Origin of the sequence: Marinovum sp. PR37 (genome assembly GCF_028807375.1) — a bacterium.
GTDB lineage: Bacteria > Pseudomonadota > Alphaproteobacteria > Rhodobacterales > Rhodobacteraceae > Marinovum > Marinovum algicola.
In genome coordinates this window covers 16759-32056 of the sequence record NZ_JARAML010000011.1, presented here as the reverse complement: position 1 = coordinate 32056, position 15298 = coordinate 16759, and the positions used below count along the sequence as shown (strand labels likewise).

Annotated in this window: 13 protein-coding genes and 1 riboswitch; of the genes, 8 read left to right on the top strand and 5 right to left on the bottom strand. The window is 66.4% G+C overall.

The window, feature by feature from the left end; genetic code table 11:
- Positions 1–81 precede the first annotated feature (81 nt).
- The 7 genes from dapF to PVW49_RS11085 all read left to right on the top strand — a co-directional run bounded on the left by dapF (position 82) and on the right by PVW49_RS11085 (position 6461).
- A complete protein-coding gene (gene dapF / locus PVW49_RS11115; RefSeq protein WP_274590556.1) occupies positions 82–918 on the top strand; it encodes a diaminopimelate epimerase in 837 nt (278 codons plus the stop codon).
- Positions 915–2168, top strand: coding sequence for a tRNA (N(6)-L-threonylcarbamoyladenosine(37)-C(2))-methylthiotransferase MtaB (gene mtaB, locus PVW49_RS11110; protein ID WP_074840063.1), 1254 nt, complete (start codon positions 915–917; stop codon positions 2166–2168). Before dapF ends, mtaB begins: the two co-directional genes overlap by 4 nt.
- Complete coding sequence (locus PVW49_RS11105; RefSeq protein WP_074840061.1) at positions 2169–2798, top strand: FMN-binding negative transcriptional regulator; 630 nt, start codon at positions 2169–2171, stop codon at positions 2796–2798.
- A 43-nt stretch (positions 2799–2841) separates the two neighbouring features.
- The gene (locus PVW49_RS11100; protein ID WP_048533052.1) at positions 2842–3447 is read left to right on the top strand and encodes a glutathione S-transferase; all 606 of its coding nucleotides are present in this window, start codon (positions 2842–2844) and stop codon (positions 3445–3447) included.
- Positions 3448–3728: 281 nt separating this feature from the next.
- On the top strand, positions 3729–4292 hold the full coding sequence (gene petA, locus PVW49_RS11095; RefSeq protein WP_048533050.1) for a ubiquinol-cytochrome c reductase iron-sulfur subunit: 564 nt from the start codon (positions 3729–3731) through the stop codon (positions 4290–4292).
- A 12-nt stretch (positions 4293–4304) separates the two neighbouring features.
- Positions 4305–5648 (top strand): cytochrome b, encoded by a 1344-nt coding sequence (gene petB, locus PVW49_RS11090; RefSeq protein ID WP_048533049.1) that lies wholly within the window; start codon positions 4305–4307, stop codon positions 5646–5648.
- An 18-nt stretch (positions 5649–5666) separates the two neighbouring features.
- On the top strand, positions 5667–6461 hold the full coding sequence (locus tag PVW49_RS11085; protein WP_074840059.1) for a cytochrome c1: 795 nt from the start codon (positions 5667–5669) through the stop codon (positions 6459–6461).
- A 144-nt stretch (positions 6462–6605) separates the two neighbouring features.
- Here PVW49_RS11085 and PVW49_RS11080 read toward each other — a convergent pair whose 3' ends face one another.
- Genes PVW49_RS11080 through thiB form a run of 3 tightly spaced genes read right to left on the bottom strand, consistent with a single transcriptional unit; the run spans position 6606 to position 9782 of the window.
- A complete protein-coding gene (locus tag PVW49_RS11080; RefSeq protein WP_074840055.1) occupies positions 6606–7298 on the bottom strand; it encodes a thiamine ABC transporter ATP-binding protein in 693 nt (230 codons plus the stop codon).
- A complete protein-coding gene (locus PVW49_RS11075; RefSeq protein ID WP_274590555.1) occupies positions 7291–8820 on the bottom strand; it encodes a thiamine/thiamine pyrophosphate ABC transporter permease ThiP in 1530 nt (509 codons plus the stop codon). The genes PVW49_RS11080 and PVW49_RS11075 overlap by 8 nt, the downstream gene beginning before the upstream one ends.
- Complete coding sequence (gene thiB / locus PVW49_RS11070) at positions 8796–9782, bottom strand: thiamine ABC transporter substrate binding subunit (protein WP_274590554.1); 987 nt, start codon at positions 9780–9782, stop codon at positions 8796–8798. Before thiB ends, PVW49_RS11075 begins: the two co-directional genes overlap by 25 nt.
- A 35-nt stretch (positions 9783–9817) precedes the next feature.
- Positions 9818–9926: riboswitch (TPP riboswitch) on the bottom strand.
- A 92-nt stretch (positions 9927–10018) separates the two neighbouring features.
- On the opposite strand from thiB, the gene aroC reads away from it, so the two are divergent.
- The gene (gene aroC, locus PVW49_RS11065) at positions 10019–11134 is read left to right on the top strand and encodes a chorismate synthase (protein WP_274590553.1); all 1116 of its coding nucleotides are present in this window, start codon (positions 10019–10021) and stop codon (positions 11132–11134) included.
- 151 nt (positions 11135–11285) lie between these two features.
- Here aroC and PVW49_RS11060 read toward each other — a convergent pair whose 3' ends face one another.
- Positions 11286–14018 carry a [protein-PII] uridylyltransferase gene (locus tag PVW49_RS11060; protein WP_083416193.1) on the bottom strand — a complete coding sequence of 911 codons (2733 nt, stop codon included), beginning with the start codon at positions 14016–14018 and terminating at the stop codon, positions 11286–11288.
- Positions 14019–14046: 28 nt separating this feature from the next.
- Complete coding sequence (locus PVW49_RS11055; RefSeq protein ID WP_048533040.1) at positions 14047–15240, bottom strand: penicillin-binding protein activator; 1194 nt, start codon at positions 15238–15240, stop codon at positions 14047–14049.
- Between the last annotated feature and the right edge of the window lie 58 nt (positions 15241–15298).

Genomic DNA, 15298 nt, shown 5'->3' with positions numbered 1-15298 from the left:
CGGCCGATAGGGTCAACCCCGAAAACGCGAAAAATCGTCAGCCTCTGGAATAAGTTCTGTCAGAGGCGTATATGCGCGCCCATGAACACCATGGATCAGACAGATCGCACTTTCATGAAGATGCACGGGTTGGGCAACGATTTCGTTGTCCTCGACGGTCGTGCGCGCAAGCTTGCGATGACCCCGGCGCTGGCCACGGCGCTGGCCGACCGGCATCGTGGCGTCGGCTTCGATCAACTGGCGGTCATCGTGCCGGGCGCGGAGGTCGATGCCGAGCTGATCTTCTACAACGCTGATGGCTCGATTTCCGCCGCCTGCGGCAATGCCACCCGCTGCATCGCGCGGCACCTGATGGACGAGACGGGCAAGACCCGGCTGCGCCTGAAGGCCGGCGCGCGCGTGCTCGAGGCGCGGGATGCGGGGCAGGGGCTCACTTCGGTCAACATGGGCCCGCCCGAGACCCATTGGCAGGGGGTGCCGCTGGCGCGCGCGATGGAGACGCTGGAGCTGCCGATCGAAGGCGGCCCCACCGCCACCGGCATGGGCAACCCGCATTGCACCTTCTTTGTCGCCGACGCCGAGGCGGTGGATCTGGAGAGCCGAGGCCCCGAGATCGAAAATCACCCGCTGTTCCCCGAACGCACCAATGTGCAGTTTGCCAGCGTGACCGGCGAAAACATCCTGCGGATGCGCGTCTGGGAGCGGGGCACCGGGGTGACACTGGCCTCGGGCTCGTCGTCCTGTGCCACCGCCGTGGCGGCGCATCGCCGCGGGCTGACCGGGCCCGAGGTGACGATCCACCTCGACGGCGGCGAAATCCGCATCCGCGTCACCGACGAAGGCGTCTGGATGACCGGGCCGACGGCGCATGTCTTTACCGGCACCCTGACGGACGCCTTTCTGGAGAGCCTGACATGAGCGCGCCGGTGTTTTCGACCATGGGTTGCCGCCTGAACGCCTATGAGACCGAGGCGATGAAGGAGCTGGCCGCCGAGGCCGGCCTTGATGGCGCCGTGGTGGTCAACACCTGTGCCGTCACCGCCGAGGCGGTGCGCAAGGCGCGGCAGGAGATTCGCAAGCTTCGGCGCGAGAACCCGCAGGCCCGGCTGATCGTCACCGGCTGTGCCGCGCAGACCGAGCCCGAGACCTTTGCCGCGATGGACGAGGTCGACCTGGTGGTCGGCAATACCGAAAAGATGCAGCCCGAGACTTGGCAGGGCCTGGCGGCGGATTTTGTCGGCGAGACCGAGAAGGTCAAGGTCGATGACATCATGTCGGTCACCGAGACCGCCGGCCATCTGATCGATGGTTTCGGCACCCGCTCGCGCGCCTACGTGCAGGTGCAGAACGGCTGTGACCACCGCTGCACCTTCTGTATCATCCCCTATGGCCGGGGCAATTCGCGCTCGGTGCCGGCGGGGGTCGTGGTGGACCAGATCAAGCGGCTGGTGGATCGCGGCTACAACGAGGTGGTGCTGACCGGGGTCGACCTGACCTCCTGGGGCGCCGACCTGCCGGCGACGCCGCGACTGGGCGATCTGGTGCGGCGCATCCTCAAGCTGGTGCCCGATCTGGCGCGGCTCAGGATCTCGTCGATCGATTCGATCGAGGCCGACCCGGCGCTGATGGAGGCGATTGCCACCGAGCCCCGCCTGATGCCGCATCTGCACCTCAGCCTTCAGGCCGGCGACGACATGATTCTCAAGCGGATGAAGCGCCGCCACCTGCGCGACGACGCCATCGCCTTCTGCGAAGAGGCGCGGCGGCTGCGGCCCGACATGACCTATGGTGCCGACATCATCGCCGGTTTCCCGACCGAGACCGAAACGATGTTCGACAATTCGCTCAAGCTGGTCGAGGAGTGCGGGCTGACCTGGCTGCATGTCTTCCCCTACAGCCCGCGTCCGGGCACCCCGGCGGCGCGGATGCCGCAGGTCGATGGCCGGGCGATCAAGGACCGGGCCGGGCGGCTGCGTGCGGCTGGTGCGAGACAGGTCGCGGCGCATCTGGCGGCGCAGCAGGGCCGCGTTCATCATATGTTGATGGAAAACCCGCATATGGGACGGACCGAACAATTCGCCGAAGTGCGCTTTGCCGCGGCCCAGCCCGAAGGCGAGATCGTGACCGCAACCATCTCCGGCTTCGACGGCCAGCAGCTGGTGGTCTGAATGCATCCCAATCCGGCGTTCCGCCGCGAGGATGCGGCGCGCAATCTGGCTTTCGCCCGCGCGCGCGGCTTTGGCGTGCTGGCGATGTCGGGGGGCAGCGGTGCGCCGCTGTTGTCGCATGTGCCCTTCCTGCTGAACGCCGAGGGGACCGAAGCCGATCTGCACCTCGTCCGCTCCAATCCGATTGCACGGGCCTGCACCGGCGCGATGGCCGGGCGGATCGCGGTGAGCGGTCCTGATTCCTACATCTCTCCCGATTGGTACGAGCTCGCCGATCAGGTGCCGACATGGAATTATGTCGCCGTGCATCTCACCGGCGAATTGCGCCCGCTGCCGCCCGAGGCGCTCTGGGATCTGCTCGACCGGCTGACCGCAAAGTTCGAGGAACAACTGCTGCCCAAGCCGCCCTGGACCTCGGGCAAGATGTCGGCCGGGGTGATGGACAAGATGATGCGGATGATCCGGCCGTACCGTTTCGAGGTTACCGGTGTCGACGGCACCTGGAAGCTGAGCCAGAACAAGCCCGGGCCCGTGCGCGCCCGCGCCGCCGAGGGGGTCGCAGCCTATGGCCAGGGGCAGGAGCTGGCTCTGCTCGCCGCCCTGATGCGGGGCGTGGACACCGGCGGATAGGCTGCTAACCTGCCGCAAATTCCGCAATGGAAAGGACAGCGGCATGAAACTTCTGATGGCGGGGCCGTCGCCCTTTGTCCGCAAGGTCATGGTCACCCTGCATGAGACCGATCAGGTCGATGCGGTGGAATACGAAACCGTCGTGGCCTCGCCCACCGGCCCCTCGCCCGAGCTGATCGCGGCCAATCCGGTGGGCAAGATCCCGGCGCTGATCCGGCCCGATGCGCCGACGATCTACGACAGCCGGGTGATCTGCCGCTTTCTCGATGCGCGGGTGCAGGGCGGGCTTTATCCCGAGCGCCGTCAATGGGATACGCTGACCCTCGAGGCGACGGCGGACGGCATGATGGATGCCGCCGTGCTGATGGTCTACGAGGCGCGCTTCCGCCCTGAGGAAAAGCAATCGGCGGAATGGGTCGAGGCGCAATGGGCCAAGATCGACCGCGCGGTCTCGGCGCTCAACACCCGCTGGATCAGCCATCTGCGCGGACCGCTGGACATCGGCCAGATCGCGGTGGGCTGCGCGCTCTCCTATCTCGACTTCCGCCATGCCGCGCGGGTCTGGCGCACCGGCAACCCGGCTCTGGCCGATTGGTATGCCGAATTTGCCGAGCGGCCCTCGATGCAGGCGACCGCACCGAAGGACTGAACGGCCAAAGATTCGTCCGAGTCGCCGAACGGTCGGGAATTCGGCCCCAAGCGCTTCGCCGGGTTGGCGAAATTTCGGCCCTCGGCCGGCTCATGGGCGTCGGGAACGCGATTTCAATGCTTTTTTGGCGCGACAATACGGCGCGATGGCCCCTGCGCGCTTTTGAACGCTGGACGCCATTTTGAGGCTTGGTTACATACCGCACCAGGAAAGCTGCATTCGGTCTCGTGTGCGGCCATGATTTTATAGCCAGTCATCTGGCGCTGAAATGGAGATCACTCGTGTCCCACGCAGACGATCACGAAGGCACCCGCAGAGATTTTCTCTACTATGCCACCGCCGGCGCGGGCGCCGTTGCGACCGGTGCAGCGGTCTGGCCGCTCGTCAATCAAATGAACCCCTCCGCCGACGTGCGCGCGCTGAGCTCGATCCGGGTCGATGTCTCGGGTGTCGAGCAGGGCACGCAGCTGACGGTCAAGTGGCTCGGCAAGCCGGTCTTCATCCGTCGCCGCACCGCGGCCGAGATCGAAGAGGGCCGCGCCGTGGATCTGGACGACCTGATCGATCCGATCGCGCGCAACCCCAACATCTCGGGCGAGACCGCGGCCACCGATGAGAACCGCACCCTGGACGAAGCCGGCGAATGGCTGGTTCAGATGGGCGTCTGCACCCACCTCGGCTGTGTGCCGCTGGGCGATGGTGCCGGTGAGTTCGGCGGCTGGTTCTGCCCCTGCCACGGCTCGCACTACGACACCGCGGGCCGCATCCGCAAAGGTCCGGCGCCGGAAAACCTCCATGTGCCGCCTGCCGTCTTCGAAGACGAAACCACTCTGCTGCTGGGATAAGGAGCGTAAGATATGGCTGGTATTCCTCACGACCATTACGAACCGAAGACCGGTGGCGAGCAGTGGCTGCACAAGCGGCTGCCGATTGTCGGGCTGCTGTATGACACGATCATGATCCCCACCCCCAAGAACCTCAACTGGATGTGGATCTGGGGCATCGTTCTGACCTTCTGCCTTGTGTTGCAGATTGTCACCGGCATCATTCTGGTGATGCATTACACGCCGCATGTCGATCTGGCCTTCGCCTCGATCGAGCACATCATGCGCAACGTCAACGGCGGCCATTTCATCCGCTATCTGCACATGAACGGCGCCTCGCTGTTCTTTGTCGCGGTCTATATGCACATCTTCCGCGGTCTCTACTACGGATCGTACAAGGCCCCGCGTGAAGTGACCTGGATCATCGGCATGCTGATCTACCTGGCGATGATGGGCACCGCCTTCATGGGCTACGTTCTGCCCTGGGGCCAGATGTCCTTCTGGGGCGCGACGGTGATCACCGGCCTGTTCGGCGCGATCCCCTTCATCGGCGAGCCGATCCAGACCTGGCTTCTGGGCGGGCCGGCGGTCGACAACGCGACGCTGAATCGCTTCTTCTCGCTGCACTACCTGCTGCCCTTCGTCATCGCGGCGCTGGTCGCGGTGCACATCTGGGCCTTCCACACCACCGGCAACAACAACCCCACCGGTGTCGAAGTGCGCCGCACCTCGAAGGCGGAAGCCGAAAAGGACACGGTGTCGTTCTGGCCCTATTTCGTGATCAAGGATCTCTTTGCCCTGGCGGTGATCCTGGTTGTGTTCTTTGCCATCGTCGGTTTCATGCCGAACTACCTCGGCCACCCCGACAACTACATCGAGGCCAACCCGCTGGCGACGCCCGCGCATATCGTGCCGGAATGGTATTTCCTGCCGTTCTACGCGATCCTGCGCGCCTTCACCTCGGAAGTCTGGGTCGTGCAATTCGCCTCTTTCGTGACCGGCGGCATCGTCGATGCGAAATTCTTTGGCGTGCTGGCCATGTTCGGTGCCATCGCGGTGATGGCGCTGGCACCTTGGCTTGATACCTCCTCGGTGCGCTCGGGCCGTTATCGCCCGATGTTCAAGTGGTGGTTCTGGCTGCTGGCGCTCGACTTCATGCTGCTGATGTGGCTGGGCGCCATGCCGGCGGAAGAGCCCTATGCCACCTTCTCGCTGATCGCCTCGGCCTATTGGTTCGCCTATTTCCTGGTGATCCTGCCGCTGCTCGGCGTGATCGAGAAACCGCAGACTCCGCCCGCCACCATCGCGGATGACTTCGACGCGCATTATGCCCCCAAGACCGGCGGCACCAAGACCGTCGTGTCCCCCGGCGAATAATCGAGAGGCAAGAGACAGATGACCATCAAGACCCTCACGATCTCGGCCGTCACCGCGCTTGCGCTGACGGCGACCGGGGCCCTTGCCGCCGTCGCGGAAGGCCCCAAGGAAGATGTGGACTTTTCCTTCGAGGGCCCGTTCGGCGCCTTTGACGAGTTTCAGCTTCAGCGCGGCCTTCAGGTCTATACCGAGGTCTGCGCCGCCTGCCACGGGTTGCAATATGTGCCGATCCGCACGCTTGCGGACGAAGGCGGCCCGCACCTGCCCGAAGATCAGGTCCGCGCCTATGCGGCCCAGAACTTCGAGGTGTTCGACGCCGAGCTGGATGATTTCCGCCCGGCGAAACAGACCGACAACTTCCCGGCCAACACCGCCGTTGGCGCGCCCGACCTGTCGCTGATGGCCAAGGCGCGCGCCGGCTTTCACGGCCCCTATGGCACCGGCCTGAGCCAGCTCTTCAATGGCATGGGCGGCGCGGAGTACATCACCTGGATCCTCACCAGCTATACCGGCGAGGAAAAGACCGAGGCTGGCGTGACGCTGTATGAAAACACCGCCTTTCCGGGCGGCTGGATTTCCATGGCGCCGCCGCTGGACGACGGGCTGGTGGATTACGCCGACGGTCATTCCAATGACCAACAGGCCCTGGCCGAAGACGTCTCTGCCTTCCTGATGTGGACGGCGGAGCCGAAGATGATGGCGCGCAAGCAGGCCGGTCTGACTGGCGTCCTGTTCCTCGTGCTGCTTTCGGTGCTGCTCTACCTGACCAACAAGCGCATCTGGAAGCCGGTCAAGAACCGCACCAAGGCCTGAGGCTCGGCCGATATCATTCCGAAAGGCCCCGCTTCGGCGGGGCTTTTTTTGTTGTCGCCGTGCCTGCGCACGCCGACCGGGGTGGGGGCTTTGCCCCCACACCCCCAGGCGTCTTTTCAAAGAGAAGAAGCCTTGGAAAGGGGCTCAGCCGTCGCCGAGATAGGCTTGCAGCTGTTTGCTCGGCGTGGCGAAGAAGCCCTGGGTGGGCTGCGGCGGGTGCAGCGCGCCCTGCGAGACCAGCGCCACCTCATCGGCGACCCGGCGGGCGTCTTCGGGGGCGTGGCTGACCATCAGCACCCGGATGCCCTGCTCTGCCGCCAGCCGGGCGACCAGATCCAGCATCTCGCTGCGCAGCGCCGGACCCAGAGCCGAGAACGGCTCGTCCAGGAGCATCAGCGGGCGGTCCTGAAGCAGCACCCGCGCCAGCGCCGCACGGCCCTGCTGGCCACCCGAGAGCGCCGCCGGCCTGCGCCCGCCCATGCCGCCGAGGCCGACCTGCGCCAGCGCCGCCTCGATGCGCGCGAGCTGGTCCGCGTCGGGGCGGCGGGTGGTCATCGCAAGCGCCAGATTGGCGCGGACAGTGAGATGCGGAAAGAGATTGTTGTCCTGGAACAGGATGCTCACCGGACGTTTCGCCGGCGGCAGGCCGGAAATCTCCTGCCCGTCCCAGAGCACCTGGCCGGAGGTCGGCGCGAGAAAGCCCGCGATCATGTTGAGCAGGGTGGACTTGCCGGCGCCCGAGGGGCCGATCAGCGCGGTGAACCCGGCGCTGATGCGGGTGTCGGCGGTGAGGTGGAAATCCTCCTGGTGATAGGCGATCCGGCGCAGCTCAAGCATTGGCGCGCCCGCCCTTGTCGAACAGCCAGAACAGCCCGAGGCTGAGGGTCAGAAGCAGCAGGGCCGCGCCTTGGGCGGCCTCCATCCGGTAGGCGGCCATCAATCGGTAGAGTTGCAGCGGCAGGGTGGCGTGTTCGCCATCGGCAAACAGCGCAATGACCCCGAGATCGCCCATCGACAGCGCCGCCGTCAGCCCGGCGGCAAAGCCCAGCGGCCGGCGCAGGCGCGGCAGCAGCACGATGCGCCACAAAGCGAAGCCGGTGATGCCCAAGGTGGCGGCCAGGCGGCCGAAATCGGCGCGGGCGGCGTCGAGTTCCGGGCGCAGGATGCGCAGGACGAAGGGCAAGGCCATCAGCGCATTGACCAGCAGGGTGACAGGCAGGGCGGCCTCGGCCGGGCGCATCAGCGGCTGGACGATGAGGAACAGCCCGGTGCCCAGCACCAGACCCGAGACCGCGACGCCGAGCAGGCCGGCCAGTTCGCCGGCCCTAGTGGCCAGCGGCAGGGCCAGCACCAGGGTGAGCGCGGTGGCGCCGAGGGCCACCGAGACCGAGCGCAGAGCGGCCTGCCAGGTCTCGACCGGCAGGACCATCAGGCCGGGCAGCCCGGCCAGCACGATCATCGCCAGCGGGGTCAGCAGGAAGAGCGCGGCGAAACCGATCCAGAGCGCGTCGCCCAGCCGGGCGGGCCGGCTCCGGCCGTCCCAGCGGGCCTGGAGGCGGTCGAGGCCGGCGCCGAAACCGTCGGGCGGCGAGAGCAGCAACAGCGCCAGTGCCGAGGCGATGCCCAGCGCCAGCTGCACCAGCGCCAGCGTCGCCGCCTTGGCGAGATCGAAGTCGAACTTGAAGGCCTGGTAGATCGCCAGTTCCACCGTGGTGGCGCGCGGCCCGCCCCCCAGGGTCAGTGCGACGGCAAAGGAGGTCAGGCAGATCACGAAGATCACCGCGAAGGCGCCGGGCGCGATGCGGCGCAGCATCGGACGTTCCAGAAGACGCCCGACCGGCGCGTCGAGCGAGGCGGCGAGGCGGAAGCGCTCGGCCGGGATGGCAAGCCAGCCTTGCAGGATCAGCCGGGTGGCCAGCGGCAGGTTGAAGAAGACATGCGCCAGGATCACGCCGTGATAGCCATAGATGTCGATGCGCGGCAGGCCGAGCGCGCCGGTGAGCTGGTTGACCAGACCGTTGCCGCCGAACACCGCCAGAAGGCCCAGCACCGCGACGATCACCGGCAGAATGAAGGGCGCGCCCAGCAGGGCGATCAGCGCCCCGCGACCGGGGAAGCGCTGGCGCGACAAGGCGCGCGCCACCGGCACCGCCAGCGCCACGCTGAGCCCGGCCGAGACCGCCGCCTGCCAGAGGGTGAACCAGAGCGCGTCGAAATCGGCCGGCCCGAGCGCGCCGAGCCCACCGGCGCGCCAGATCACCGCGGTCACCGGGCCGATCACCAGCCCCGCGACCAGGAGCGCCCAGAGCCCCGCCCCGGACCGGGGCAAAGAGCTCAGCGGGAGAGCGCGCTGCGCCATGCCTCGATGGCCTCGTCACGCAGCGCGGCGGCCTCGTCCTCGTTGTAGAACAGCACCTTTTCCGGCATCGGCAGCGCGCGGAACCCTTCGGGCCATTTCTCCTGCGGCAGCGCCGAGGGGAGCGACCAGTTCGAGGTCGGGATCATCGACTGGAAGTCTTCGGTCAGGACATAGGCCATGAATTGATCGGCGAGTTCGGGGTTGTCGGTGGTGGCCAGCTTGGCGGCGAGTTCGACCATGAAGTAATGGCCTTCGGGAAAGATCGCCGCCGCCTTGGTGTCATCCTCTTCCGCGATGATGTGATACGCCGGCGAGGTGGTGTAGCTCAGCACCATGTCGGCCTCGCCATCGGTGAACAGGCCGTAGCTCTCCGACCAGCCCTTGGTGACGGTGACGATCTTAGGGGCGAGCTTGGCCCAGGCGGCCTCGGCCTCGTCGCCATAGACGGCATGCACCCAGAGCACCAGCGCAAGGCCCGAGATCGAGGACCGCGGATCCTGGATCACCAGCCGCAGGTCGTCGGGGGCATTCAGCAGATCGTCGAAGCTGGCCGGAGGGGTGGCCACCTTCTCCTTGTTGTAGACAAAGGCGGTGTGGCCGTAGTTGAACGGCAGGAAGGTGTCGTCCTGCCAGGCGACCGGCAGGGTCAGGGCCGAGGTGTCGAGGCCATGCGGCGCAAAGAGGCCGCTTTCGCGCGCCTTCTTGGTGACGTCGGAGGTGAGGCCGATCACCACGTCGGCTTCGGTGCGTTCGCCTTCGAGCAGGATGCGGGGCAGCAGTTCGCCGGTCTTGTAGACCAGATCGCAGCCACAGCGCGCCTCGAACCCCGCCTCGATGCCGGGGCCGGGGCCCCATTCGGATTTGAAGTAATCGCCTGCGTAAACGGTCAGCACGGGGGTCTCGGCCGCCGCCATGGTGGCGGTGGCGGCGATCATGCCCGCGGCAAAGGTGCGTCCCAGCATGGGTCTCTCCACAGTTCGGGGCGGAGTGGGGGAGCGCCGGGGCGGTCGACCTTCCCTCCGCCGGTTCTAGCCGGTTCAGGTTCAACGGGTTCGCGATTTGCATCTCAGCTGGTTTGAACTGCGCCAGCACCCCGAGGTGGCCTCATACCTAGGGTGCGGGCCGGGCCGCATCAAGCCAATAGTGCTTGAGCGTCGCCGGGCGGGGCCTTAGGGAAGGAGCAAATGGAGGGTCTGACATGAGCTACAATACCTTTGGCCGCATGTTCCGCATCACCACTTGGGGCGAGAGCCACGGGCCGGCGCTGGGGGCGACGGTGGATGGCTGCCCTCCGGGGATCGAGATCGATCCGGACTTCCTTCAGCGCTGGCTGGACAAGCGCAAGCCGGGGCAGAACAAGAACACCACCCAACGCAAGGAACCCGACGCGGTGGAAATCCTGTCGGGCGTCTTCGAGGGCAAGTCGACCGGCACGCCGATCCAGCTGATGATCCGCAACACCGACCAGCGGTCGAAGGATTACGGCGATATCGTCGAGAAGTTCCGCCCCGGTCATGCCGACATCACCTATTGGCAGAAATACGGGATCCGCGATTATCGCGGCGGCGGCCGGTCCTCGGCCCGCGAAACGGCGGCGCGGGTGGCCGCCGGTGGCGTGGCGCGGGCGGTGTTGAACCAGATGCTGCCGGGGCTGAAGATCACCGGCTACATGGTGCAGATGGGCGAGAAACACATCGATCGATCGCGGTTCGACTGGGACGAGATCGGCAACAACGATTTCTGGCTGCCGGATGCCGCGGCCGTGCCGGAGTGGGATGCCTATCTGGGCCATCTGCGCAAGGATGTGCATAATTCGGTGGGCGCGGTGATCGAGGTGGTGGCGCAGGGCGCTCCGGCCGGCTTGGGCGCGCCGGTCTATGGCAAGCTGGACACCGATCTGGCGACCGCGATGATGAGCATCAACGCGGTCAAGGCGGTGGAGATCGGCGACGGCATGGCGACGGCGGCGCTGACCGGCTCCGAGAATGCCGACGAGATCTTCATGGGGCCGGACGGGCCGGTCTATTCCTCGAACCACGCCGGCGGCATCCTGGGCGGCATTTCCACCGGCCAGGAGATCGTGGTGCGGTTTGCGGTGAAGCCGACCTCTTCGATCCTGACCACGCGCAAGACGATCACCAAGGGCGGCGAAGAGACCGAGATCATCACCAAGGGAAGGCACGACCCCTGCGTCGGCATCCGCGCGGTGCCGGTGGGTGAGGCGATGATGGCCTGCGTCCTGCTCGATCACATCCTGATGCATCGCGGCCAGATCGGCGGCGCCGTGGGCGACACCCTGGGCCGCATCGGCTGAGCCATGTGACACCGTCCCGGACCTGATCCGGGACCTCATGGCCGGCTGGATTGCGCGCGGTTTCGACGTGCCGGCGTGGCTGCGGACGCCCCGGATCAGGTCCGGGGCGCGGGTCGCGACGTGCCGGCGGTGGCGCGGTTTGCCTTTGGGCTCAGGACGCGGCCCGTTCCGCGCCTTTCTCGATCGCCTCGCGCAGCTTGCGTTCCAGCGCCTTCTGTTTTGACGGCGCGTGAAACTTCAGGCCGAACATGTCCTTGACGTAGAAGCTGTCGACCACCTGCTCGCCATAGGTCGCGATCACCGCCGAAGAGATATAGACGTTGTTGTTGGCCAGCGTCCGGGTCAGGTCATAGAGCAGCCCGGGCCGGTCGCGGGTGTCGACCTCGATGATCGTGTAGATCTCGGAGCCGTCGTTGTCGAAGGTGATATGCGTCGGCACCCGGAAGGCGCGTTCGCGTTTCTTGATCTTGTCGCGCGACTTGATCGCCTCGCCGGTGACCACTTCGCCCATCAGCGTCTTGTGGATCATCGAACGCATGCGCGGCAGCTTGCTGGCCTCGTAAGGCGCGCCCTCGGCGTCCTGGATCCAGAAGGCGGCGGTGGCGAAACCGTCCTTGGTGGTAAAGGTCCGCGCATCGACCACATTGGCCCCGACCAGAGACAGCGCGCCGCACATCCGGCTGAAGATGCCGGGGTGATCGGCCATGGCAAAGCAGACGCGGGTGGCGTCGCGCTCCTCGTCGGGATGGACGTCGATGGCGATGGCGTCATCCTCGAGCCCGCGCAGCAGATTGGCAAAGACCACATGCGCGGTGATGTGAAGACCCTGCCAATATGGCGGATAATGCCGTCCGGTCTCGGTCTTAATGTCCTTGGGGGGCCAGTTGGTGAGCGCCCGGCGCAGGTGCTTCTTGGCCTCGGTGCCGCGGTTCTCGCGGTTGAGCGCCTCCATCCCGTCCTCGAGCGCCCGCCGGGTCTGGCGATAGAGCGCGCGCAGCAGTGCCGCCTTCCAGTTGTTCCAGGTGCCGGGGCCGACGCCGCGGATGTCGCAGACCGTCAGAACGCAGAGCAGGTTGAGCCGATCCACCGACTTCACCGCCTTGGCGAAATCGCGCACCGTGCGGGGATCGGCGATGTCGCGTTTCTGCGCCATATCCGACATCAGCAGGTGATAGCGTACCAGCCATTCGACGGTTTCGCTGTCTTTCCGGTTCAGCCCCAGCCGCGGTGCCACGATGCGGGCGATCCGTGCCCCGAGGATCGAATGATCCTCGTCTCGGCCCTTGCCGATGTCATGCAGCAGCAGGGCCACATAGAGCACCCGGCGGTCGATGCCCTTCTCGATGATCTCGGTCGAAACCGGCAGCTCCTCACCCAGCTCGCCGCGCTCGATCTCGGCCAGGTGGTGGATCACCTGGATGGTGTGTTCGTCCACCGTGTAATGATGGTACATGTTGAACTGCATCATTGCCACGATCGGCGCGAACTCGGGGATGAAGGCCGAGAGCACGCCCAGCTCGTTCATCCGTCGCAGCGCCCGCTCGGGGTTGCCGTGTTTCAGCAGCAGGTCGAGAAACAGCTTGTTGGCCGCCGGGTCGCGGCGCATGCCGTCGTCGATCAGTTGCAGGTTGGATTTCACCAGCCGCATGGCATGCGGATGGATCAGCAGATCCGAGCGCAGCGCCTCTTCGAACAGCCGCAGCATGTTGAGCTTGTCGGACAGGAACGCCGCTTCGTCGGCAATCGCCAGCCGGCCATGGGTGACGGTATAGCCGGTCTTGACCTTGGTCTTCCGGGTGAAAATCCGTTCGAGCAGGGCCGGCCCCTTGGTGTGGTCGGCCTCCAGCGCGGTCAGGAAGATACGGGTCAGGTCGCCGACCTCGGTGGCATGCAGGAAGAAATCCTGCATGAAATGCTCGACCGCGCGGCGCCCGCCGGTGTCCTGATAGCCCATGGCGGCGGCGACCTCGACCTGAAGGTCGAAGGTCAGTTGCTCCTGTGGTCGACCGGAGACGAGGTGCAGGTGGCAGCGGGTGGCCCAGAGAAAGGTCTCGGCTTTGACGAAGCCCTCGTATTCCTCTGGCTCGAAGACGCCGAGCCGGACCAGTTCGCTGGAATGGGCGACGTGATGGACGTATTTGGCGATCCAGTAGAGCGATTGCAGGTCGCGCAGCCCGCCCTTGCCCTCCTTGACGTTGGGTTCGACCATGTAGCGCTGGCCGCCCTGCTTTTCGTGCCGGGTGTCGCGCTCTTCGAGCTTGGCCTCGACAAACTCCCGCTCGGACCCCTTGAAGAGATCATTGTTCAGCCGCCGCGACAGATCGGCGGCCAGCGCCGCGTCGCCGGCCAGAAGCCGGTGTTCGAGCAGGGCGGTGCGGATGGTGAAATCCTCGCCGCCGAGCCGGATGCAATCGCGGATCGTGCGCGAGGAATGGCCGACCTTGAGCCGCAGATCCCAGAGGATGTAGAGCATCGATTCGATCACGCTCTCGGCCCAGGAGGTGATCTTGTAAGGCGTCAGGAACAGCAGATCGACGTCGGAATAGGGCGCCATCTCGCCCCGGCCATAGCCACCCACGGCAATCAGCGCGAGCCGTTCGCCATCGGTGGGGTTGGACAGCGGATGCAGATATTCGGTTGCCGCGCGCCAGGCGCTCAGGACAAGTTCGTCGGTCAGCCAGGTATAGCTGCGCTTGGCGGCCTCGGCCTCGAGCGGGCGGGCGCGCAGGGCCTCGGCAATGGTGGCCATGCCGGCCTTGCGGGCCTGAAGCAGCTGCCCGACCAGCGCCTTGCGAAAGGCGGCCGGATCGGTCCTGTCGAAGTCCTCCATCAGATCCGCAACCGCGGCGGCATCGAAGATGCGCGCCGCGGGGCAGATCAGCATGGTCTCAAGTCGGGTCGTATCAACCGGTTCAGAAACCGGCAGTGCCAAATCGATTGGGCGCTGGGTCAAGTATCACCACCTTGTTGTCGCGCACGGTGGCGACTGCCAGCGCGCGTTCGTTCGTGCCATCCGCGCGCAGCCGGAAAATGCCGCCGGTGCCCTGGAAGCCCGAGGATTGGGTCAGCGCCGTCGCGGTCAGCGCGTCGGATTTGCCCGCGCCGACCAGCGCGCCGATGGCGGCGATGCCGTCAAAGCCGAGGCCCGCGAGCGGATGCGGCGCGGTGCCATAGGCGCCCTGGTAACGCGACGCGAAATTCGCCGTGCGGGTCTGATCGGGCAGCGCGAACCAGCCGCCCTGGACACCGGGCAGCGACAGCGTTTGCGCCGGCACGTCCCAGCGGGCGAGGCCAATGTATTGCGTGGCGTCCGGGCTGATGCCGTTTTCGGGCAGCAGCTGCACCAGCAACGGCAGCGCGCCAGCGGCGTTCGAGGTCAGGAAGACCGCATCGGACTGCCGGGCGGCGGCCGCGATGCGCGGCATTGCGGCGATCACGCCCTGCTGCGAGAAATCAAAGCCTTCGGCAGCCACGACCCGCACGCCATTGGCGCCGGCGGCGGCTTCGATGGCGCCCTTGCCGAACTGGCCCTCGACATTGTCGGGGTAGACGACGGTCACCGACTGTTTGCCCTGGCGCGCGGCAAAACCCATCAGGCGGTCGGCCGTGTTGCGGAAGGTCGGGCCAAGCACAAAGACATTGCCGCCGGCGATCGAGGGGTTGTTGGAAAAGCTCAGCACGTTGACGTTGTCATCGGCCACCTGCACGCCCACGGCGTTGGCGGCTTCGCCGAACAACGGCCCGAGAATGATCTTGGCGCCGGCGTCCACCGCCTGTTGCGCCTGGGCGGCGGCAGTGGCGGCATTGCCGGCGGTGTCATAGACCCGCAGGTCGATCTGGACCCCGTCGAGATCGGCGACGGCGAGCCTGGCTGCGTTTTCCAGCGCGCGGGCCACCGCGCCGGCGCCGGCGTCGCTCTTGGGCACCAGCAGCGCCACTGGCACCGGCCGGCTGGTGTTGATGCGCGGTCCCGTGCCGCCGCCGACTCCGCCGATCTGCACCGGCTCACAGGCGGCGAGAGCGATCAGGCCGAGCGTGGCGGCAGCACCGCGGGCAAAACGCGGCAGGCGCAGCCGCTTGCGGGCGGCAGACAAAACGGCAAACATGGTCTATCTCACTTCGCGGTTGGGTGGCGCGGCCGGAGCCGTGCGGTTCGCCGCGATA